Here is a 20444-nt window from a genome sequence, read left to right on the forward strand (position 1 = left end):
TTGTCGTTCTCTCAATCCCCTCCGGAGAAGAACTTCCATTTGCCGTCGGGACTGATGCCGATACGGAAGAAGTTGTAGTTGCCGTTTTCCTCCATGCCTGCGAGGTCGCCGGCGGTGACGATGCGCAGGAGATCGACGCGCTCGGGCGGCGTCAAGGAGCCGAGCGCCTTGCCGGTAAAATAGGGCCAGACATAAGCCTCGTCCGGCGTGCCCGCATCGAAACGGGCTGGCCCTGTCGACAGGATGTCGAGAATGATGGCAAGGATTTCCTGCCCGTCGGGATCGCCGGAAAAGCTCTTGAGCGTCTCGATGGGATCGTCGCTTTCGCCGTTCATCACCTGCGTCTGTTTGTCGCCGGTGCCGATCAGCGGGCGAAGCCTGGCGATATCGCCAGAGGCTGCGGCTTCGACGAGCTGCTCGCGCATATGCTTGACCGGCTGCGGCAGCTTCGACATGTCGATGATGATCTCGGCCGACTGGTCGCCGTTGTTGGCCGGCGTTTCGGCCGCTTTCGTGTCGGGTGTTGTCGCGGGCGCGTCCTCGGCGCCCGTCTGTGGCCGGTCGATGGCCGGACCCGGCGGCGGCAATGTCGTGCCATCCAAGGCCTGGAGAATTTGCTTCTCTTCGCTTTGCCGTGTCGGCGCGCGTTCGTCCTGATCGGGGGAGAGTACGGAAAGTGCCAATGCACTGCCGCCGGTAGCCAGGCTCAGCGCACCCGCAAGCACCGTTGCCGCGCAAAGGCGGATGAGAAGAGGGGAAATGGTCGTTTCCTCTGCAGGACGCATGGAAACCTCGGCTATCTATTGAACCATTCGCTCGGGAGAAAATTCGCCAGCGAGCATGCGGGTCTTCAGCGATTCGAGCATGGCTTCGGCACCCAGCTCGCCATGGATGCGGATGGTCTCCCGCATGGCAAGCACCAGGGCCGCGTCGGCGATGATTTCCGGTTCGATGCCATCCGCCCGGCCGTCGGCCCAGGCCTCGCTCTGATATTCCAAGGCAGCCTGCATCTTCTCATGCACAATCATGTCGTCGATGTCGTTGCGGCCTGTCTGCATTCTGATGTCCTCGGTGCCCGTTTGATTACTAGCCCGTTAAAAACTTTATCAGTCTTTTATCAAAACGACACGGCCTCCTGCGAAAAGAGGTAAATAATCCTCTAATTTCCGAAGCGTGTCGCAATTTCTGTGGCAAGTGTTGCGCCTTCGTTACGGTATCGTTCCTCCGCCGTCCTGGCCGCATCTGTACAGGAGGTGTGCACCGCGGCAAAGGACCGATAACCGCGGTTGAAGGCGGCTGTCAGTTTCTCGCGCCGTTTGGGTTCGTTCGCCGTGTCGGTATCCAACAGCTGCTGCATGGATGCGCGCCAGTCGGAGGCAGGTACGCCGCACAGCGTCCGCAGATACTGGATGGAGCCGAGAACTTCGGCAAGGCGTGTCAGCTGCACCTCATAGGGCGCCGGCTTTTCTTCTGCGGCCGGCGGCGGCACGGCTGCGGCAGGCGGCTGTTTCGCCGTTGGCTGTTTCGTCGTCTGGGCAGCGAGCGGCGTCGCCGCGGCGGCCGCCACAAGCGTGATCAGGACAAGTCGCGAAATAGAACTCATGAACGGGATCCGGCGCGGCATATTAAAAATCTAATAGCGGGCCTTGATCTCTACCGCCAGCCTTTCGGCGCATTCGAGCACGCTCGGCGGCACAGGAAGGGAGCGGATTTCCTCGATGGTATACCAGCCTGGATCCGCGGCATCGTCGGCTGCGACGACTTCCGTATCGGCATCCGCCTCGACACGGAAGACCGAGAGAAAGAAATGACTGCCGCCTTCCTTTTCGCTCATCAGGTCATAGGTCGCGAAAAGGACGGGATTGCGAGCCGTGACGCCCGTCTCTTCGAAAAACTCCCGTAACGCAGTCTCATCCGGCGTCTCCCCCGGCTCGGCGCGTCCACCCGGAAAGGCGAAGAGATCGGCCGACGGCGGGTTCATCCGGCGGATCAGCAGGAACCGCCCACCCCGTTCGAGAATGGCGGAGGATGCGGCTTGCGGAGAGGAGGGCATGGATCTTCTTCTAGCGGGCGGCCGCGTCATGGGGGACGATCGTCAGATCGTATCCGATCGCACGGACAACTTTTACGATAGTCGCGAACTCAGGATTTCCGCCTTCGCTGAGCGCTCGATAGAGATTTTCGCGTGACAAACCGGCATCCTTGGCGACCTGGCTCATTCCCCGGGCACGCGCCACATCGCCGATTGCTGCCGCGATGACGGCTGGGTCGCCATCCTCGAACACGGCTTCCAGAAAAAGCGCTATCCGTTCGTCGCTGTTCAGATGCTCGACAATATCCCACTTCTTGGTCTCGACTGCCATAGTCAGTCCTCCAGGTCCGCCGCCAGTGCCTTCGCCGACAGGATATCGTCAGTCTGGCTGGATTTATCGCCGCCACACAGAAGGATGACCAATTTCTGCCCGCGCCGCGTGAAATAGATTCTGTAACCAGGTCCGTAGTCGATTCGCATCTCGCTGATGCCAGAACCGACCGCCTTCACATCGCCGGGGTTCCCCAGCGACAAACGATAGATGCGGGTATTGATACGGGCTTTCGCGCGCTCGTCCCGCAACCGGGCAAACCAAGTCGAGTAGATTTTGGTTTCCCGGATTTCGATCACGTGGCAATGTAGCGTATAAGCTACAAATCTTCAATCCTGCCATCCTCATGAAAACCTACGCGCTCTACTCCTTCGCCGCCCTTGCCGAGATCGCCGGCTGCTTCGCCTTCTGGGCCTGGTGGCGATTGGAGAAGTCCGTCTGGTGGCTGGCGCCCCGCATGCTTTCGCTTGTCCTTTTTGCCTGGGCGCTGGCGCTGGTGCCGAGCGATGCAGCGGGACGCGCCTATGCCGCCTACGGCAGCATCTATATCCTCGCCTCGATCCTATGGCTGTGGATGGTGGAGGCCCGGGTGCCGGATCGGTGGGATGCGCTCGGTGTCGCCGTCTGCCTTGCCGGCGGCGCCATCATCTTCTTCGGGCCGCGCAGTGCTTGATGGCCGCGCCGCTTGACGCATTTTGAGGCCGATGCCATGACAGGCGCATGTGCGGACGCTACGCCCTGACGGCGACCCCCAGGGATATCTCGGAATTTTTCAGTCTGGTGGATCTCGAGGATTTCCCGGCGCGCTACAACATTGCTCCGACGCAGCCGATCCTCGTGGTGATCGAATCGGAACGCCGCGAGCCAGGCAGCAATCTGCCGACACGACGTGCGTTGCTCGCCCGCTGGGGATTGATTCCCGGCTGGCTGAAGGACCCGAAGGATTTTCCGCTGCTGATCAACGCGCGGGCGGAAACGGCAATCGGCAAGGCCTCCTTCCGTGCGGCCATGCGCCATCGGCGCGTTCTCATACCGGCGACGGGCTTCTACGAATGGCGCCGGCCGCCGAAGGAGAGCGGCGTCAAGCCGCAGGCCTATTGGATCCGTCCCAAGCACGGCGGCGTCGTGGCTTTTGCCGGCTTGATGGAAACCTGGTCCTCGGCGGACGGTTCGGAAGTGGATACCGCCGCGATCATGACCACCACGGCGAATGCGGCGATCCGCGACCTCCACGATCGCATGCCCGTGGTGATCCAGCCGGAAGATTTCGAACGCTGGCTTGATTGCAAGACGCAGGAGCCGCGCCACGTGGAAGACCTGATGCGGCCGGCGCAGGAGGACTTTTTCGAGGCGCTGCCGGTCTCCGATCTCGTCAACAAGGTCTCGAATATGGGGCCGGACCTGCAGAAGCCGGTGGCCGTCGCCGTCCCGGAAGAGAAGCCGCCGAAAGGCAAAAAGCCAGACACCGATCAAATGTCGCTCTTCTGACCCTTCCTCTTTTTCCAGGCGAGATATTCCCATGAACCTGCTTTCTGCCGGCTTTTCCGGTTTCGCCCTCGGGGGCTCGCTGATCGTCGCGATCGGTGCCCAGAACGCCTTCATCCTGCGCCAGGGGTTGATCCGCAGCCACGTCTTCATCCTCTGCCTGATCTGCGCGCTGTCCGATGCATTGCTGATCGCCGCCGGCGTCGCCGGTCTCGGCACCATTGTTTCGCAATCGCCGGTTTTGATTTCGGTGGTGACGCTCGGCGGCGCGGCCTTCCTCGGCACCTATTCCTTCATGGCCTTCAGGCGCGCGGCAAAGCCGGGTGCCATGGTCGCCGGCGCTCCCGAAAGTCTCGGCCTGAAGGCGGCGGTGATGACCTGCCTTGCCTTCACCTTCCTCAATCCGCATGTCTATCTGGATACGGTCGTGCTGCTCGGCAGCCTGTCTGCAGCCTTCGAAGGCTTCGAACGGATCGCCTACGGCGCCGGTGCGGCGGTCGCCTCGTTCGCCTGGTTCTTCGGGCTGGGTTACGGCGCGCGCTTCCTGGCGCCGCTCTTTGCAAGACCCGCCGCCTGGCGGGTTCTGGATGTCGTCATCGGCGTGGTGATGGGCCTGCTCGCGCTGGGGCTCGTTTTGAGCTTCCTCGGCGGCAAATAGGCGATCAGCCGGCCGGTGTGAGCTTCGGCTTGCGCTTCAGCATCAGGGCTGCGGCAACCACGGCCTTGAGCGCCAGCGGGCGGTAAGGCGGGTTGATATCCTGCTTGGTGTCGGTCTTCTTGACTGGTTTTTCGCTGCTCATGGCTGTCTCCTCTCACACGCGAATCTTTTGTTTTTGCATTTGCGATCGCGCCTCTCCGCATTAAAGCGGGCAGAATCGTGGCTGAATAAGCCGGCACACTCGCCAGCTTTTCATAAAACCTGCATCTTGCGGGAAACTGTTGCGTGAAAGCTGCAACTTACCAAGTGCGGGGCCTGTCAGACGTTGGCGCTGTCGTCCTCGATGGTGATCGTGCCGTAGCGGCGGTGCCAGGCTCGCGCGCTAAAGGGCAGGACGCAGAGATAGGCGATAACCGTGATCGACAGCACCTCCCAGGTATAGCTCATCAGCAGAGCCACATAGAGCACCACGGCGAGCAGGATCGGCAGCATGAGGTCCCGCCGGATGCGGCTCGATTTGCCGGACCAGACCGGCAGGCGGGAGACGAGCAGATAGCCGATCAGGATCGTATAGGCGACGCTCCCATATACGAAGAGGGGGGAGGAGCCCAAACCCAGGAAACCGAGATAGACCGGCAGCAGCACCAGCATGGCGCCCATCGGCGCCGGCACGCCGACGAAGAATTCCGACTGCCAGGGCGCCTTGATATCACGGTCGGCCATAACGTTGAAACGGGCAAGACGCAGGCCGGCGGCGATCGCATAGAGCAGTCCCGCGATCCAGCCGATCGACTTGGCATTGTGCAGCAGGAAGGCATAGGAAACGAGCGCCGGCGCGACGCCGAAATTGATGATGTCGGCAAGCGAATCCATCTGCACCCCGAATTTCGATGTGGCCTTCAGGAGCCGCGCAATACGCCCGTCGATACCATCAAGGAAGGCGGCAAGCAGCACCATGGCCACCGCAAGCTCGTAGCGCCCCTCGAATGCCAGCCGAATGCCCGTCAGGCCCGCGCAGATGGCCAGCACCGTGATCAGGTTCGGCACCATGAGGCGCAGCGGAATCTCGCGCAGACGAGGCCCGCGGGCCTCGTCGTTCGGCCGGTTCGGCTCATGGGGGGAAGAGGTCGAGGCGTCGGGGGCTGGCGTCTCCATGATGCTGTCTCGTGCTCCTTTATACGCGGCGGCTGATGGTCGGACCCTTGGACGAACCGAATTCGGCAAGCACGGTTTCGCCGCCGAGGGCCAGTTGGCCGACCGAGACCCGTGGCTGGGCGCCGGCAGGCACGAAAACGTCTAGGCGCGACCCGAAGCGGATGAGGCCGAAGCGTTCGCCCGCGTTGACCGGTTCCGTCGGTTTCACCCAGCAGACGATGCGGCGCGCCACGAGACCGGCAATCTGCACGACACCGACCTTGCCGTGGCGGGTTTCGATGACCAGGCCGTTTCGCTCGTTGTCCTCGCTCGCCTTGTCGAGTTCGGCATTGATGAACTGGCCGGGGCGGTATTCGATGCGGGTCACCTGGCCGCGCACCGGCGAGCGGTTGATATGGCAGTCGAAGACATTCATGAACACCGAGATGCGCAGCATCGGCTCCGAGCCAAGCTCGAGCTCGGCCGGCGGCACGACGAAGGCGACATGCGAGATGCGGCCGTCGGCGGGGCTGAGCACGAGGTCGTCATCCTGAGGCACGGCGCGCTCGGGATCGCGGAAGAAATAGGCGCACCAGAGGGTCAGCACGAGGCCGATCCAGAACAGCGGTTCGGCGATCCAGCCGAGGATCAGCGAGGCGATGAAGAAGGCCGCCACGAAGACATAACCTTCCTTGTGGATCGGCACGAGCGTGTTGCGGATGGTGTCGAAGAGATTGATCAACCGTTTTCTCCTGGATGGTCAGCCCGAACTGACTACAGGGAAACCGTTTTTGCGGCAATGCGGTTCCGTCGCTCTGTGGCGAAGACCAGTACGGTCGCGTCGTCGCCATCGCATCGGCCTGAGCGATAGGACCCGCGCTGGTCCGCCCGAGCGCGAGCCCCATCCCCATGCCCCCAACGCAGTACTCACCAACAAAAAGAGGTGGCTCGACCGTTTTTCCCGTCCGAGCCACCAAGCAGTCTGTTGGCAATTGTGAGATAACAACCTCGCCGTCAATCGCGCGTGAAAGGCGCGTGAACGGGACCGCCATTCGTGCTCATTCGTGGTAATTTTCCGCAAAAAAATGCAGGTGGATTGATCGGCGGAGGGAGAACCCGTCGCTGGGCTGAAGGAGAACCTACATCTATCGGACGACCTGCCAGACCGCCCGAAACCCGCTATTGATTGCGTCCGGCGCATTGCGCCGCGTGCCGCAAGAGATGACGCACCTGGACGGGAGGATGTATGACATATCTGCGCATTTGGATCGTAGCCACGGTTGCCTTCATGGCCTGCGCAGCAATCGTCACTGCCGGCTACTACGACATCGAGGGAACGGTTCCGGCAAGCCCGCCGGTCTATGTCGAGATGTGGGCAGGATGGATGGGCTTTATCACGGTGTCCGTCGCAGGCGTGAAGTGGCTGCTCGACTATCGTAAATGAGCCGTTCCTTCTGAAAAAAGGACTAGGCGCGCCGCTCAGGGCCGAACGGCCGGCAACTTCAGGGCTGCGGCGGGACCCAGCCCATCCAGGTCGTGAATGCCAGAAGCGGCGAGCTGTAAAATGTCAGGACGAGGAGATAGGCGAGCGCAATGGCGCCGAACACCGCCATTCTTTTCCAGGAAGATCGCATTGTTTTCCTTTTATCCGTGGAGAGCTTATTCCGCCGCGGGGGCGCCGCGCAGGATGATGCCGAGATCGTCGCTTTCGCGCACTTTCCTGAGCTGCTCTTCGGCCTGCACCGCCTCGCGCTGGCGGTTCCACATTGAGGCATAGAGCCCGTCCTGGGCGAGCAGCCCGGCATGGGTGCCACGCTCGGCGATCAGGCCGTCGCGCAGCACGATGATCTCGTCCGCATTGATGACGGTCGAAAGCCGGTGGGCGATGACCAGCGTCGTGCGGTTCTTCGAAACCGTATCGAGCGCTGACTGAATTTCATGCTCGGTCGTGGTGTCGAGCGCGGAGGTCGCCTCGTCGAGGATCAGGATCGGCGGGGCCTTGAGGATCGTGCGGGCAATCGCCACGCGCTGTTTCTCGCCGCCGGAAAGTTTCAAGCCGCGCTCGCCCACCTTCGTATCGAAACCTTCGGGAAGCGTGCGGATGAAATGGCTGATCTGCGCCACCTCGGCAGCCGTCTGGACCTCCTCTTCGGTCGCGCTCGGGCGACCGTAGCGAATGTTGTAGGCGACCGTGTCGTTGAAGAGGACGGTATCCTGCGGCACCATGCCGATAGCAGCCCGCAGCGAATGCTGAGTGACATCACGGACATCCTGGCCATCGATGGTGATCGTGCCGTCCTGGATATCATAGAAGCGGTAGAGCAGGCGGGAGATGGTCGACTTGCCGGCGCCCGACGGGCCGACGATCGCCACCGTCTTGCCGGCTGGCACGTCGAAGGAAACGCCCTTGAGGATCGGCCGCGCCGGATCATAGGAAAAATGCACGTCCCTGAACGCGATTGCCCCCTGGCGGATATCCAGTTTCTTCGCGTCCGGCCGGTCGACCACTTCCGGCTCCACCTCCAGAAGGTCGAACATCTGCTCGATGTCCGTCAGTCCCTGACGGATTTCGCGATAGACAAAGCCGATGAAATTGAGCGGCACGGAAAGCTGCATCAGCAGCGCGTTGACGAAGACGAAATCGCCGATCGTCTGCTCGCCGCGTTGCACGGCAAGCGCCGACATGACCATCATCACCGTCTGGCCGAGGCCGAAGATCACCCCCTGGCCGAAGTTCAGCCAGCCGAGCGAGGTCCAGACGTCGGTCGCGGCTTTTTCGTAGCGCGCCATCGACGTGTCGAAGCGCCTGGCCTCCATCTCCTCGTTGCCGAAATATTTAACCGTTTCGAAATTGAGGAGCGAATCGATCGCCTTTGTATTGGCGTCCGTATCGCTGTCGTTCATCGAGCGGCGGATGCCTATGCGCCAGTCGCTCGCCTTGATGGTGAACCAGATATAGAGCCAGACGGTCACGGCGGTGACGAGAACGTACCAGAAGCCGTAGCTGACCCAGAAGATGATCGCCGTCAGCAGGAATTCCAGAAGCGTCGGCACGGAGTTGAGGATCGTGAAGCGCACGATCGTTTCGATCCCCTTGGTGCCGCGCTCGATGACGCGCGACAGCCCGCCCGTCTTGCGCTCGAGGTGAAAGCGCAGCGACAGCTGGTGCATATGGACGAAGGTACGGTAGGCGAGCTGGCGCACCGCATGTTGCCCAACCGAGGCAAACAGCGCGTCGCGGAGCTGGTTGAGCCCCACCTGCAGGATGCGGGTAAAATTATAGGCGATGACAAGGATGACGGCGCCGAGCAGGAAGGCCGGCAGGATCCCCGCCATGTCCAGCCTGCCGTTCAGCGCATCCGTTGCCCATTTGAAGAAATAGGGAACGGCGAGCAGCACGAACTTGGCGAGAAAAAGATAGAAGGTCGCCCAGAGCACGCGCGCCTTCAGATCCGCACGGCCCTCCGGCCACATATAGGGCCACAGGTTGACGAGGGTGCCGAGCGGATTGCTGGCATCCGCCGATACGGTCTTTTTCTTGTCCGCCATGAAAGTCTCCGCGAGGGCGCGTCAAAACGCCACCCGGCACATAAGGGTCGGAGGAGAATGTTGCAATGACGGTTTGATGAAACATGCGGCCCTCCGGCTCGCTATTGCGGTACAGGGCCCTTGCGGGGGAGGTGTGTGAACCTCAGCCGTCCGCCAGGCAGAAAGCGGGTGGAGCTTTGTTCCTCAGGCGCAATGAGCCTGCAGCAGGCACAAGCGGATGGCGTGGAGCAATTCGGTCGGGTCGGCCGGCTTGGAAATCCACTGACCGTGGAGAAACACGGCGTGGGCGTCGGACGGCTCGCTGTGGGCGCTGTGGACGACAAAGGGAATATTGCGCCTCACGAGGGTTTCCGCGATTTCAACGCATTCGCCGTCGCGCAGGAAGATGTCCAGGACGGCCGCGTCCGGTGATCTGTCAACCAGCCAGGCCTCCGCATCGCGACACGAAGCCATCATCACTGCCTCGCCCAAACCTGCATCGCGTAGCATTTCCTCAACGTCCCAAGAAACAAGCGGCTGATCTTCCAGCAGTAGGATCGTGGGGCGCTTCATAGCGGCTGATACCTCTTATTATCGCATCGAATATAATTGTCTTCCTATCGCAGGTCCGGCTTAGTCCGGTGTCGTACGGAGCGCTTCATTCGGCCTCATTGTTGATATATGGATCGTCATCGTCTGCTTTGAATAAAAAGGGCGCGGGCGACTAGGAGATGCATTTACTCTTGCCCCAGTGGAGGGCAAGACTATGCCGTCGCCGCAAAATTCCAATTTCAAGAACAGACTTCTTCGATTGCTTCCGGACACGGAGCTTTCACTATTTTCGTCTTCTCTGGAGAGGATCGAGCTCCCCAAGGACTTTCTTCTTGCACCAGCTGGGGGAAGTATCGAACATGTCTACTTTCTCGAAAGCGGGCTTGCCTCGATTGTCTCGGTTTCAGCAGAGGGACAGAAGGCGGAAGCCGGAATGTTGGGGCGAGATGGATTTGCCCCAACGCCGCCCTCTGTGAGCAGCGCGAAAAGTTTGCATGAAGTCCTAATTCAGTCTCCAGGCTGGGGTCACCGTCTCGACATTGCGACCTTTGGGCATGCGCTTGCAAAAAGCCGCCCCTTCGCGGACCTGCTGGCGAAATCGGTACATGTTCTGGCCACTCAAGTAAGCTATACCGCCCTCTCCAATGCGGTGCATCAGGTCGATGAGCGGCTGGCACGATGGCTGCTGATGGCGCAGGATCGTGTCGGCGGGTCGGAACTGGCTATCACCCACGAGTACATCGCGCTGATGCTGGCGGTTAGACGTCCGAGCGTCACCACGGCTCTTCATGTCCTGGAAGGAAACGGGTTCATCCGCTCCGAACGCGGCCTTATCGTCATTAGAAACCGCGAGGCGATGAAGGATTATGCCCGGGACGCCTATGGCAGGCCCGAGGAGGAGTATCGGGAGCTTCTGGGGGAAATGTGAGCGCCGGGCGCAGATCCAGCGCAAGCCTCAAGGACGGCGCCTTCCCAGGAAGGGACCGATCAAGGCTCCCAGCCTGCCAAACATTGGGGAGCGCCTGATCGCAGACCTGGTCTTTTCAACGCACCAAAGGTCGGATGTGCTCGTAGCTGACGATGACTTGGTTGCTGGTGCCTTCGTCATAGATCTTTGCAAGGGTCACATGAAGATCGGGTGAATAAAGGACGCTCAGGTTTTCGGTCGTCCTCCCGTTCTGCTTTGTTTCCTGTTTTACACGAAACACGTCATACTTGCAGCGACCGAGGGCGACCGTTTCCTCTGCTGTAACGGTGAGTTCCAGCACCCAGTCGTCTGCTGATCGCTTCGCGTCAAAGGGCACGAAATTGATAGTATGACGATCACCCTTCTTGAGGGGAAGGATGTTGCTCAGATCCGATAGGGGATATCTGGCATATCTTTCCTTTCGATCCTCAAGGGAAAGATCGAACAGTCCTTCGAACGAATAGACGACCTGCTTGTCCGGTCCACCAAAAGAGGTGATTATTTGGACAAGGGGTCCTTTAGTTTTCGAAATTCACTCAGCGCTTCAAGGCGCCCGAGTATGAAACCGTTCTTTGCCGTTTTCGACGACGGGCAGTCCGCTGCTTGGGCGATCGTGGGCAATAACGCGGCGGCCAGAAGAGTACGCCTGAAAAGGCTCATCATTGTCCTCATAAGTTGTAAGAATGGCAGACTGATACATACTCACCATTGTCGATGTCCAGTAGTGCCTTTGCGTTATCCGCCGAGCGGACGTCCCGTTCGGGAGATGTAATGCCAAACCCGAGTTGGGCGTCAGCAGCGGTGGAGGTTCACGCTCTGCCGTCCGTAAACTCGATCAGATCCCACAGGTTGCCGTAGAGGTCCTTGAAGACCGCCACGATTCCGTAGTCGGCCTCCTTCGGCTCCCGGACAAATTCGATGCCGCCGCCCACCAGATTGTTGTAGTCCCGCCAAAAATCGTCCGTGCGCAGGAACAGGAAAACCCGGCCGCCAGCCTGGTCGCCGATGTATTCGCTCTGATGGGCCGTGGAGGCGCGGGCAAGCAGCAGCGACGTGCTGCCGGCTCCTTGCGGCTTGACGACCACCCATCGCTTGTCCTGTTCCGGCTGATAGGTGTCTTCCATCAGGACGAAGCCCAGTTTGTTGACGTAGAAGCCGATCGCCTCGTCATAGTCGCGAACGACAAGGGCGATCAGCGCGAGTGTCTGGTTCATCTTTGGCTCTCCTGCTTGAGCATCCGCCTGGAGCGGCGGGCGGGCGATCGGCAAGCTATTTGAAGCAGGCATAGGCCGCAATCGTCGGGATCCGCGTTGCTGGCAACGTCTTGCTGAGTTGCATCGTTTTGCCCTGTTCCAGCCAGGAAGGTGCAAACACCTTCATCCGCGCCGGACATCTCCGGGGCGGTGGAATGGGGAATGGGGCAGGCGGGGTATTCGAGGGGTATTGGTATTTCAGGCTTTCCGCCTGCCCCGGCTGCGTCTGGTGCTTTTTGGAGGATTTCCCAGCCCTCCGTTTTCGCCTTGCGCAGCCGCCATCGGAAACCGAGTTTCGAACCCGTGGATGCGACCGGTTCCGGAACCCGGTTTCCCATCCGATGACGCTATGATTGTTGCGCAAGTCCGGAAGGCGGGGACGAGGTGGGGAAGAAAAAGCCGTTAAGCGATTGAGACGTGACGAAAGAATTTTGGAGCGCAGAGAATTTATCCCCTCCCGGCAGGCCGGAAGGGTGTCTCTTCAACGGTTGGGACGCAGGCGGCCGGTTACGACCGCTTCGGGCGTAGGCGCTGCCGATGCAGCTCTTCCGAATCGGGGCGGTACTCCTCCGGCACGCCGAAGATCTGGCCTGGCTGGATGATGTCCGGGTTGCCGATCTGATCCTGGTTGGCGAGGTAGATCGTCGTGTAGCGGACGCCCTGGCCGTAGAGGCGGCGGGAAATCTGCCACAGCGTGTCGCCGCGGCGGATGATCACGGAATTGCGCTCGCTCTGGGTGAGCGGCGCCTGCTGGATCGTCTTTGCGCCGGCAGTGTCGCCTGTGCCGGCGGCGGCCATTTCGGCGCCGCTCTTGAGCTGGTAGGCGATGACAGGACCGACCGCCTTGCCGACCATGCCGGCGATCTGATTGAGGCCGGCGCCAAAGGTTGCCGCATCTTTCGGCAAGGCGTCGAGCGCCGCCAGTGCCGCTGCGGCGTCCTTGGCGGCGGCGTCGGTGATCGGACGGGCGGCGGCCGATGCGTCTGCCGGCAGCTGATATTCTGCCAGCGACTTCAGCGCGATGCCGGTGGCTGAGCGGGCGGCGGCGACCTCTTCGGCTGTCGGCGTCTTGCCTCCCTCATAGAGGCCCTTGAGGAGGTAGAAGGCGCGGGCCGTCTCGCTGCGCAGCTTGTCGAAGGCGCCGCCATCGACACCGCTCATCGAGGTCGAGACCGACGAGCCGGCAACTGCGGCAACCTGTTCGCCCGCCGGGCGATTAAACGGCACTTCGACGCGCAACAGCGCCTGACCGGCGGCCGAAAGGGATTCGACGCTGATCCGGTGATCGCCGACCGAAAGGTCCGTCAGCCCCTCGATCACGAAGCTGCCGTCCTGGCCGGCCTTCGCATTGCCGACCGGCTTGCCGTCGGCCTCGCCGCGAAGCGACGCTCCCGGTTTCGCGACGCCGGCGATGAAAAGCTTGGCGCCTTCGATCTCGACGGCGGTCACCCGCAGATCGGCGGAAGCGCCGTTGTCGGGGACGGGCGAGGCAGCGCCGACATTCGGTGCCGAGGAGGCAAGGTTCGAGGAGGCTGCAGGCAGGCCAGGCAGCGCTCCGGCGGCATCGGAGACCGCAGCGGCGGGCGCAGACGCGGGAGAAATCGTCGCCGGCAGGCCGGCTCCTGGCTGCGATGCCTGGGGCTGCGACGGAGAGGCCGGGTTCTGCCCCGGCATGGTCATCACCCGGCTTGCCTTGCCCGGTTTGGTCACCATGGCAAGCAGCTCGCCGCTCTTGTCGGCGGGAACGGAAACGGTCGCGGTCTCTTCCGACGTGACGGCGGTGCCGTCCTTGCCGATCGCCTTCAGCACGAGCTGGTGGTCGCCGGGCGGCAGCGGATTGTCGAGCACGACCGCGAAATCGCCGCTCGGGCCGACATCGACTTTGGCAACGACGGCGGCACCATTGGTGATTTCAAGCTTGGAATTCGGCTGGGCGCGGCCCGCGATCACGGTCGAGCCGTCCGGTTCGACGCGCAGCACGTCGAAGGAGGGTGTCGCAGCCGCAGCCTGGGTGGCCGGTTGCGTGGACGAGGCTGCAGCGTCGGGTTTTGTGGAAGAGGATGAGGCAGAAGCCGCCGCCTGATCGCCCGTCTTGGGCGCTTCCGGCGCCTTGGCCGTCTGCTGCGGATCGGTGATTGCTTCCTTAACGGCGTCGCCTGCAGCATTGATCGCTTCGCCGATCGGCTTTGCGTCCTGGCTGATCCTCGGCAATACGAAGAACACCATCAGAAGCGATGCAGCGGCAAGTACGATCAGGGCCAGCAAGCCCGCACGGTTTTTTATCATCAATGTCTCTCCCGACGGGCCTCAAAAGTCCTTCCGGCAGAAGGATCCGGATCAAAGGAACTAGGCCTAGCGTCGCATATTCGGATTAACCCTTTCCTCCTGTCTTCACAAGCTTTTCACGGTATAAACCCTTGCTCTTCCGGGTGTTTCCCGTCAATTTCGACATTCGGGCATGCCTATGCCTCCCTTTGAATGCGTGACGGAGAAAACTTGTGCCGATTCGATCCATCTGCGTCTATTGCGGCTCGCAACCCGGACGTGACCCCGCCTATATCGCGGCGGGCCGCGCGCTCGGGAAATCCATTGCCGCCCACGGGCTTCGGCTGGTTTATGGCGGAGGCACCAAGGGCATCATGGGCGCGGTCGCGGCCGGCGTTCTGTCGAGCGGCGGTCAGGTTACCGGCATCATTCCCGAATTTCTTGTCGATATGGAGGCGACCCGCCATTCGCTGGGTCAGCTCGACGAATTGATCGTGACCGAGGACATGCATGCCCGCAAGCACAATATGTTCGAGCGCTCCGACGCCTTCGTGACCCTGCCGGGCGGCATCGGCACGCTGGAGGAGATCGTCGAGATCATGACCTGGGCGCAGCTCGGCCGGCACGAAAAACCGATGGTTTTTGCCAATATCGGCGGCTTCTGGGACCCGATGCTGGACCTGATCCATCACATGCGCGAACAGGGCTTCATTCACCGCGCTCATCTCGTGCAGCCGCTCATCATTCCCGATATTGAGGATATCGTCCCGGCGATCCTCGAACATCGCGAGGACCGCGGCCGCCTGGGCGGCGAGGACTCGGTGATTTCGCGTCTGTGAGACGTGCGGGCTCCGGCGCGAGAACCCGGCTTCAGTCGACGATGAAGAGTTTCGCGCCGGTCTCCGTCGAGGAGCGGTGCGGCTCGGCGTCGTCTGCAACCTGATAGCTCATGCCGGGCTTCAGGGTAAAAATGCGGCCGTCGGCTAGTTCGGTGGTCAGTTCGCCTTCAAGGCAGAGCAGGATATGGCCCTTGACGCACCAGTGGTCCGCCAGATAGCCCGGCGTATACTCCACCATCCGCGCCCTGATGCCGCCGAAATGACGTGTCTGCCAGACGGCAAGGCCGGTCTCGCCACTGTGCTCCGTTTTGGGCACGGCGCTCCAGTCGGTGGTGCCGAAGGGAATATCGCTGATCTGCATGGCTCTCTCCGGAGGGGTCAGGCCCTGCTGCCGCGCGTCTGGCGCCGCATCGACCAGGTGTAGATGATAAGTGCCGACCAGATGAGCACGAAGGCGCCGAGCTTCACGAGGCTGAGCGGCTCGTGGAAGACGAAGACGGCGATCAGGAAGATCATCGTCGGCGCGATATATTGCATGATCGCGATCGTTGAGAGGGTCAGGAGCTTGGCGCCGTTGGCATACATGATCAGCGGCACCGCGGTCACCAGTCCGCTTACCAGCAGCAGCAGGCTGTCGGAAAGCCCCGTTTGCATCAGGTGGCCTTGACCGCTGGTTTCGAGATAGATGATGTAAAACAGGCAAGGCAGGCTGAGGATTGCGACTTCCAGGAAGAATCCCTGGTTAGGCCCGACCGGCAGGGTTTTGCGGAAAAAGGCATAGAATCCCCAGCTGACCGTCAATATCAGCGAAACCCAGGGAAGTCCGCCCGCATCGATGGTGAGGATCGCGACTGCCGCCGCCACCAGCCCGATCGCTGCCAGCTGGACAGCGGAAAGCTTTTCCTTCAGCAGCACCGCTGCCAGGAAGATGCTAAAGAGCGGATTGATGAAATAGCCGAGCGCGGTATCGAGCGCGCGGCCGACGCTGATTGCCCAGATATAGGTCATCCAGTTGACGCTGATCAGCGCGGCGGTAAGGCCGGCCATCGCCAGCGTTCTGGGCGAGCGGATCGCGGCCTTAACGTCGCCCGTCCGACCGAGGGCCAACAGCACGATGCCGGCGACAGGTACAGACCAGATCACACGGTGGGAAAGCACCTCCAGCGCCGGAATGTGGGCGACGGCCTTCATGTAGATCGGCAGGAACCCCCACAGGAAATAGGCTGCCAGCCCGAAAGCGAAGCCGCGCGGCGTATCCTCGTTCTTGACGGGAGCCGGAATGGTATCGGTAGCCATGAGGGTGTTTCCAACATTTTGTTCTGTGATTGCCCGGTCTAAACGAATAGGTTGAGTTGAACCAATTCATTTCGGTGAAGGATCCATGATCTGTCACGATTTTATGGGCTTCAGATCGTATCGTCGCAGTGTCGTAAAAGTGGAGTGTTGAATGGCTTTCGAAGATGCGCCGCTGCACCGCCAGTTTTATGCCAGGCAGATATTAGCGAAGGCGGGAGTTGCCGACAGCGACCGGCTGCTGGCTGCATTTTCCGCCGTCGCGCGGGAAGATTTCGTCGGACCGCCGCCCTGGCTTTATAACGATTTCCGCAACTACAGGCAGCTGGCTTCCAGCGATCCCGTTGTTCTCTATCAGGACGCGCTGATCGGCATCGACGTCAAGCGCGGCGTCAACAACGGCATGCCCTCGCTGCATGCGGGCGCCCTTCACGCGCTTGGAATCAGGGAAGGGGAGACGGTTGCCCATCTCGGCGCCGGGACCGGATATTATACGGCGATCATCGCCGAGCTGGTCGGCCCGACGGGGCGGGTCGTTGCGGTCGAATACGACGAGGCGCTGGCACAAAGCGCGCGGAAAAACCTTGCTCCTTATCCGCAGGTCGAGGTCTTCCAGGGCGATGCGACGCAATGGCCGACGGAGGATACGGATGTCATCTACGCCAATTTCGCGCTCGACCACCCGCCCGAAGCCTGGATCGACAATCTTGATATCGGCGGACGGCTGCTGTTTCCACTCGGCGTGCCGGCGATCGAGAACGGCCAGCCGACCGGCTTCACCCGCCGGGCCGGGTTTCTTCTCATCGACCGGCGGCGGGCGGCAAGCTTCGGCGCGCGTTTCCTGCAGCCGGTTTCCTTCGTCTGGGCGGAGGGACAGGAACCCCCTCCCGCCGGCCGCCATGAGCGGCTTGCCGAGGCATTCCAGAGCCGACGGGGCTACCGGGTGCGCAGTTTTCGCTGGCAAACACCGCCTGAAGGGGAGGAATGGTATGGCGAAAAGGACTGGGGACTTTCATTCGAGGAGGTTTGAGGGGGAGGGGCATGTTTTTTGCGGGAGATCGCTCGACGCCACGCCATTCTTGCTGCTGCCACATCGGGCTCTTCACCCACTTATTTGAGAGTTGGGTCCGCCCCTCGCCAGTGCCGACTCTTTACAGCCCGACGTTGAAAACACGGAGCGACTTAGGTAGCAAGGAACTCGCGATCGTCTCCGTCACCAGGGGATATAGCGATGTTTCGGTTTGTGCGGCAGGAGGCGTTTTTGCTGAAAAATCTGGTTTTTATCACGACAATGTTCTTCAACAGTTTTGCGCTAGCGGAAGAGCAGAACGTCTTGCTGTCAGGGGGACAGGTTAGCGTGCCGGTCGGCCTCACCGTACAAGTCAAGGCCGTAACCGTTGGCAGTGATGCAACGAAAGTTCGCCTTCAGGCGAGCTTTGACAGCCACAAGACCAACTTCGTCAACATGAACGATCAGGAGAACGCCTACATATCCTGGGGCGACGGGGAGCAGGACCGCCTGCACATGCGCCAGATCGCGGACAACAAGTGGATGAGGGTCGTCAATGGGACGACGATGGAAGGCGATCTTATTTTTCCCGGTGTCATTCCTGCAGGCGTCACGAAGATAGCACTCGTCTTTAATGCGGGAAATTCAGGTGATGACACAAATGCGCCAGGGGTGACGATCCCTTTGGAACTGAAGAAATGAGGGCAGCTGTCATCCTTGCTTTCCTCATGGCCACTCCGGCCACCGGGTCGGACTACTCGGTAACGATCATCGGCGAGTCCCTAGGGGAGCAGCAATCGGTATTTCGCGAAATGGAGTTTCCGGGGTCGACTTTTGCCGAGAAGATGGAGCCGAGCAGCGGATCGTTTTCAACCGCAGGTTCCTCGTTTGGATTGCAAGATATGAATGAGGAGACGCGGGTGAGGACGGAAGCGGCCCTTTCCGAACTCGGCGCCAGACCGGAAGGCGGTCGCATTATCGTCGACCTGCCGAGCGATATCCTTTTCGACTTTGACAAGGCCGACATCCGGCCCGACGCGCGTCCGGTTCTTTCGAAGCTGGCCGGAGTTTTGAGCGCGATGAAGGAAAGCCGCGTTTCCATTATCGGCCACACAGATTCTAAAGGAAGCGATGATTATAACGACCGCCTGTCGAACCGCCGGGCCATTTCGGTGAAAAACTGGCTTTCAGAAAGCGGCGTGACGTCAGAGATGACGACAGAGGGAAAAGGTGAACGATTTCCTGTTGCGCCCAATAATACGGCGGGCGGTATGGATGATCCAAAAGGCCGGCAGTTGAACCGCCGCGTCCAGTTTATCATTGGAGACGAATGACATGGCGCTGACAGTTTGCCCGGAATGCGACGGTAAGGTGTCCGACAAGGCTGTCGCTTGCCCGGCATGCGGCTATCCACTGGGACAGCAAAAGGGCGGACGTGCCTGGCCCGCCGTGCTTGGTGGGGTGGCCGGAACATATATTTCGGCGCAGGCGCTGGTTACGATCATAGTCGGAAGCATCATGTTCATCGCTTTTGCCGCCATCATGATCGTCGCCGTTTTGAGTTCGTAGCCAAGTCGCTTAGATTTAGAACGGGCGCTCCACTCACGCCCGCTCCGTCACGAAGCGGCCCGCTTGTCTTCGGCAAGCGTATAAGCCACGAGGGCATTTGCATGTCCGTGGCCCATTCCGTGTTCGTTCTTCAGAAAGTCGACAAGCTCCATGTGCTTGGCGGGGTAGCGCTGTCTTACCAACGCTTGCCAGTCACCGATAGAACGGCCGTATTTCTTCTCGATCGATGGAAAATAGGAAGCGGGTCCTTTGATCTTCTCGGCAGTCATGGCGCGCCTTTGCCTTTTCGTGCCGCATCGATCACGGCCGAATCGATTTTCCGCATGGTCATCATCGCGTCGAATGCGCGTTTGGCTTCTTCGCCACCCGCCGCAAGCGCGTCGGTCAGGATACGAGGTGTGATCTGCCAGGATATACCCCATTTGTCCTTGCACCAGCCGCATTCGCTTTCCTGCCCGCCATTGCCGACGATTGCGTTCCAGTAGCGGTCCGTTTCCTCCTGATCCTCGGTGCTGATCTGGAACGAGAAGGCTTCGCTATGCTTGAACGCCGGGCCGCCGTTCAATCCGATGCAGGCCACACCTGCCACGGTGAATTCGACGACCAGGACGTCGCCCTCTTCTCCGCTGGGATAGTTGCCGGGCGCGCGGATGACGGCTCCGACCTTGCTGTCCGGAAAGGTATCGGCATAGAAGCGGGCCGCGTCCTCCGCGTCCTTGTTGTACCACAGGCAAATGGTGTTCTTAGACATCGTGTCGTCCTCCTGGTGGTTGTCCTTCAGGTCTGATCCCGACCTGGTAACAAGATGACGTACCAGCCGCCGGCGATCCGACATCGTGATCGAGATCGTCGCATTTTTTTTTACCCGTCTCGCCGCTGCGAGCCGATTGGCACTTGCGAAACTTGCCTTACCGCTCCAATGCGCCTTTCCCCGCCAGAATGTGGTCGCGGAATTTTGCAATGCGCGAAACTCGGGTTTCGGACTTTTTCACCGAGTTGAGATTGATCGCATAGCTTTTCTTTCGCCCTGGCGTCAGGCCGTGAAAGGCTTCTGCCAGCTCGGGATCGGAATCCAGCGCCTCGATCAGTTCGTCCGGCAGTTCGATTTCGCTTTCCTCTTTCGGCGGTTTGACGCCAGCCTGCGCATAGCCCATCGCCTCCTTCAGATAGGAGAGGATGACCGGCTCCATCTTTGTCACCTGTGCATTGTCCACAAAGCGGATCATGTCCGGATGCTTGGTATTCGGCCCCTGCTTTTCGAGCACGCCTTCGGGGTCCTTCATCAGTGCCGCATGGAAGAAGCTGAGGCGAAAATCGCCGCGGAAGGCGCCGATGATGACGATATTGCGGCCCGCATGCATATAGCAGGGATGCCCCCATTTGACCGTCTCGACGAGCCCTGAGGCAAGGCAGATCCGGCGAAGCTCGTTCAGTCCGTGAGCCCATTGCCGCGTCGAGCAATCAGCTGTCGCAAAGCGGTCGCAGCGTCCGCATCCTTTCGAGAAGAAGTCCTCGATGTCGGTGATCAT

Annotated in this window: 29 protein-coding genes; 10 read left to right on the plus strand and 19 right to left on the minus strand. The window is 60.7% G+C overall.

Annotated features, from left to right (window positions below; all coding sequences use genetic code 11):
* Positions 1 to 11: 11 nt before the first annotated feature.
* The 6 genes from EDE05_RS02975 to EDE05_RS03000 all read right to left on the minus strand — a co-directional run bounded on the left by EDE05_RS02975 (position 12) and on the right by EDE05_RS03000 (position 2662).
* Positions 12 to 785, minus strand: coding sequence for a hypothetical protein (locus tag EDE05_RS02975; RefSeq protein WP_134099934.1), 774 nt, complete (start codon positions 783 to 785; stop codon positions 12 to 14).
* Between the two features lie 15 nt (positions 786 to 800).
* Entirely contained in the window at positions 801 to 1058 is a 258-nt protein-coding gene (locus EDE05_RS02980; protein WP_134099937.1) for a hypothetical protein, read from the minus strand.
* A 101-nt stretch (positions 1059 to 1159) separates the two neighbouring features.
* Complete coding sequence (locus tag EDE05_RS02985; protein ID WP_105373763.1) at positions 1160 to 1603, minus strand: TIGR02301 family protein; 444 nt, start codon at positions 1601 to 1603, stop codon at positions 1160 to 1162.
* A 30-nt stretch (positions 1604 to 1633) separates the two neighbouring features.
* The gene (locus EDE05_RS02990; RefSeq protein WP_132410019.1) at positions 1634 to 2053 is read right to left on the minus strand and encodes an NUDIX hydrolase; all 420 of its coding nucleotides are present in this window, start codon (positions 2051 to 2053) and stop codon (positions 1634 to 1636) included.
* A 10-nt stretch (positions 2054 to 2063) separates the two neighbouring features.
* On the minus strand, positions 2064 to 2363 hold the full coding sequence (locus EDE05_RS02995; RefSeq protein WP_132410017.1) for an addiction module antidote protein: 300 nt from the start codon (positions 2361 to 2363) through the stop codon (positions 2064 to 2066).
* Positions 2364 to 2365: 2 nt separating this feature from the next.
* Positions 2366 to 2662 carry a type II toxin-antitoxin system RelE/ParE family toxin gene (locus EDE05_RS03000; protein WP_132410015.1) on the minus strand — a complete coding sequence of 99 codons (297 nt, stop codon included), beginning with the start codon at positions 2660 to 2662 and terminating at the stop codon, positions 2366 to 2368.
* Between the two features lie 47 nt (positions 2663 to 2709).
* Here EDE05_RS03000 and EDE05_RS03005 point away from each other — a divergent pair, with 47 nt between their 5' ends.
* From EDE05_RS03005 to EDE05_RS03015, 3 genes are read left to right on the plus strand one after another with little or no spacing between them, the layout of a single operon-like run.
* Entirely contained in the window at positions 2710 to 3036 is a 327-nt protein-coding gene (locus EDE05_RS03005) for a YnfA family protein (protein ID WP_134099940.1), read from the plus strand.
* 47 nt (positions 3037 to 3083) lie between these two features.
* The gene (locus EDE05_RS03010) at positions 3084 to 3851 is read left to right on the plus strand and encodes an SOS response-associated peptidase (protein WP_134099943.1); all 768 of its coding nucleotides are present in this window, start codon (positions 3084 to 3086) and stop codon (positions 3849 to 3851) included.
* A 31-nt stretch (positions 3852 to 3882) separates the two neighbouring features.
* The gene (locus EDE05_RS03015) at positions 3883 to 4506 is read left to right on the plus strand and encodes a LysE/ArgO family amino acid transporter (RefSeq protein WP_112802309.1); all 624 of its coding nucleotides are present in this window, start codon (positions 3883 to 3885) and stop codon (positions 4504 to 4506) included.
* 4 nt (positions 4507 to 4510) lie between these two features.
* On the opposite strand, the gene EDE05_RS26695 is transcribed toward EDE05_RS03015, so the two are convergent.
* The 3 genes from EDE05_RS26695 to EDE05_RS03025 all read right to left on the minus strand — a co-directional run bounded on the left by EDE05_RS26695 (position 4511) and on the right by EDE05_RS03025 (position 6379).
* Positions 4511 to 4648, minus strand: coding sequence for a hypothetical protein (locus tag EDE05_RS26695; protein ID WP_165924147.1), 138 nt, complete (start codon positions 4646 to 4648; stop codon positions 4511 to 4513).
* A gap of 176 nt (positions 4649 to 4824) precedes the next feature.
* Complete coding sequence (gene pssA / locus EDE05_RS03020; RefSeq protein WP_105373717.1) at positions 4825 to 5661, minus strand: CDP-diacylglycerol--serine O-phosphatidyltransferase; 837 nt, start codon at positions 5659 to 5661, stop codon at positions 4825 to 4827.
* Between the two features lie 19 nt (positions 5662 to 5680).
* A complete protein-coding gene (locus tag EDE05_RS03025) occupies positions 5681 to 6379 on the minus strand; it encodes a phosphatidylserine decarboxylase (RefSeq protein ID WP_105373762.1) in 699 nt (232 codons plus the stop codon).
* A 507-nt stretch (positions 6380 to 6886) separates the two neighbouring features.
* Here EDE05_RS03025 and EDE05_RS03030 point away from each other — a divergent pair.
* On the plus strand, positions 6887 to 7084 hold the full coding sequence (locus EDE05_RS03030) for a hypothetical protein (protein WP_105373716.1): 198 nt from the start codon (positions 6887 to 6889) through the stop codon (positions 7082 to 7084).
* 215 nt (positions 7085 to 7299) lie between these two features.
* Here EDE05_RS03030 and EDE05_RS03035 read toward each other — a convergent pair whose 3' ends face one another.
* Complete coding sequence (locus EDE05_RS03035) at positions 7300 to 9189, minus strand: ABC transporter ATP-binding protein/permease (RefSeq protein WP_105373715.1); 1890 nt, start codon at positions 9187 to 9189, stop codon at positions 7300 to 7302.
* Between the two features lie 183 nt (positions 9190 to 9372).
* Positions 9373 to 9741, minus strand: a complete 369-nt coding sequence (locus EDE05_RS03040; RefSeq protein ID WP_105373714.1) for a response regulator — start codon at positions 9739 to 9741, stop codon at positions 9373 to 9375.
* A gap of 469 nt (positions 9742 to 10210) precedes the next feature.
* On the opposite strand from EDE05_RS03040, the gene EDE05_RS27480 reads away from it, so the two are divergent.
* Positions 10211 to 10648: a helix-turn-helix domain-containing protein gene (locus EDE05_RS27480; protein WP_348631311.1), complete on the plus strand. Its 438-nt coding sequence runs from the start codon at positions 10211 to 10213 to the stop codon at positions 10646 to 10648.
* A 115-nt stretch (positions 10649 to 10763) separates the two neighbouring features.
* Here the strand turns inward: EDE05_RS27480 and EDE05_RS03050 are convergent, their stop codons facing one another.
* The 3 genes from EDE05_RS03050 to EDE05_RS03060 all read right to left on the minus strand — a co-directional run bounded on the left by EDE05_RS03050 (position 10764) and on the right by EDE05_RS03060 (position 14226).
* Positions 10764 to 10988 (minus strand): hypothetical protein, encoded by a 225-nt coding sequence (locus EDE05_RS03050; RefSeq protein WP_134099946.1) that lies wholly within the window; start codon positions 10986 to 10988, stop codon positions 10764 to 10766.
* Positions 10989 to 11496: 508 nt separating this feature from the next.
* A complete protein-coding gene (locus EDE05_RS03055; protein ID WP_134099949.1) occupies positions 11497 to 11901 on the minus strand; it encodes a VOC family protein in 405 nt (134 codons plus the stop codon).
* Between the two features lie 546 nt (positions 11902 to 12447).
* Positions 12448 to 14226: a LysM peptidoglycan-binding domain-containing protein gene (locus EDE05_RS03060; protein ID WP_134099952.1), complete on the minus strand. Its 1779-nt coding sequence runs from the start codon at positions 14224 to 14226 to the stop codon at positions 12448 to 12450.
* Between the two features lie 212 nt (positions 14227 to 14438).
* Between EDE05_RS03060 and EDE05_RS03065 the strand changes: the two genes are divergently transcribed.
* Entirely contained in the window at positions 14439 to 15044 is a 606-nt protein-coding gene (locus tag EDE05_RS03065) for a TIGR00730 family Rossman fold protein (protein ID WP_134099955.1), read from the plus strand.
* A 31-nt stretch (positions 15045 to 15075) separates the two neighbouring features.
* Here the strand turns inward: EDE05_RS03065 and EDE05_RS03070 are convergent, their stop codons facing one another.
* Together EDE05_RS03070 and rarD are read right to left on the minus strand one after the other, a co-directional pair.
* Positions 15076 to 15405: a DHCW motif cupin fold protein gene (locus tag EDE05_RS03070; protein ID WP_132410003.1), complete on the minus strand. Its 330-nt coding sequence runs from the start codon at positions 15403 to 15405 to the stop codon at positions 15076 to 15078.
* 17 nt (positions 15406 to 15422) lie between these two features.
* Positions 15423 to 16340 (minus strand): EamA family transporter RarD, encoded by a 918-nt coding sequence (rarD, locus tag EDE05_RS03075; RefSeq protein ID WP_134099958.1) that lies wholly within the window; start codon positions 16338 to 16340, stop codon positions 15423 to 15425.
* Between the two features lie 151 nt (positions 16341 to 16491).
* Between rarD and EDE05_RS03080 the strand changes: the two genes are divergently transcribed.
* The 4 genes from EDE05_RS03080 to EDE05_RS03095 all read left to right on the plus strand — a co-directional run bounded on the left by EDE05_RS03080 (position 16492) and on the right by EDE05_RS03095 (position 18915).
* Positions 16492 to 17367 carry a methyltransferase domain-containing protein gene (locus tag EDE05_RS03080; protein WP_134099961.1) on the plus strand — a complete coding sequence of 292 codons (876 nt, stop codon included), beginning with the start codon at positions 16492 to 16494 and terminating at the stop codon, positions 17365 to 17367.
* A 201-nt stretch (positions 17368 to 17568) separates the two neighbouring features.
* The gene (locus EDE05_RS03085) at positions 17569 to 18048 is read left to right on the plus strand and encodes a hypothetical protein (RefSeq protein ID WP_134099964.1); all 480 of its coding nucleotides are present in this window, start codon (positions 17569 to 17571) and stop codon (positions 18046 to 18048) included.
* Between the two features lie 26 nt (positions 18049 to 18074).
* On the plus strand, positions 18075 to 18680 hold the full coding sequence (locus tag EDE05_RS03090; RefSeq protein ID WP_166675420.1) for an OmpA family protein: 606 nt from the start codon (positions 18075 to 18077) through the stop codon (positions 18678 to 18680).
* A 1-nt stretch (position 18681) separates the two neighbouring features.
* Entirely contained in the window at positions 18682 to 18915 is a 234-nt protein-coding gene (locus tag EDE05_RS03095) for a zinc ribbon domain-containing protein (protein ID WP_134099969.1), read from the plus strand.
* Positions 18916 to 18962: 47 nt separating this feature from the next.
* Here the strand turns inward: EDE05_RS03095 and EDE05_RS03100 are convergent, their stop codons facing one another.
* From EDE05_RS03100 to EDE05_RS03110, 3 genes are all read right to left on the minus strand, one after another.
* A complete protein-coding gene (locus EDE05_RS03100) occupies positions 18963 to 19184 on the minus strand; it encodes a DUF4287 domain-containing protein (RefSeq protein ID WP_132409993.1) in 222 nt (73 codons plus the stop codon).
* On the minus strand, positions 19181 to 19666 hold the full coding sequence (locus tag EDE05_RS03105; protein ID WP_134099972.1) for a VOC family protein: 486 nt from the start codon (positions 19664 to 19666) through the stop codon (positions 19181 to 19183). The genes EDE05_RS03100 and EDE05_RS03105 overlap by 4 nt, the downstream gene beginning before the upstream one ends.
* A gap of 157 nt (positions 19667 to 19823) precedes the next feature.
* A complete protein-coding gene (locus tag EDE05_RS03110) occupies positions 19824 to 20444 on the minus strand; it encodes a YdeI/OmpD-associated family protein (protein WP_112802235.1) in 621 nt (206 codons plus the stop codon).

Source organism: Neorhizobium sp. R1-B (genome assembly GCF_004368875.1).
GTDB classification, from domain to species: domain Bacteria; phylum Pseudomonadota; class Alphaproteobacteria; order Rhizobiales; family Rhizobiaceae; genus Neorhizobium; species Neorhizobium huautlense.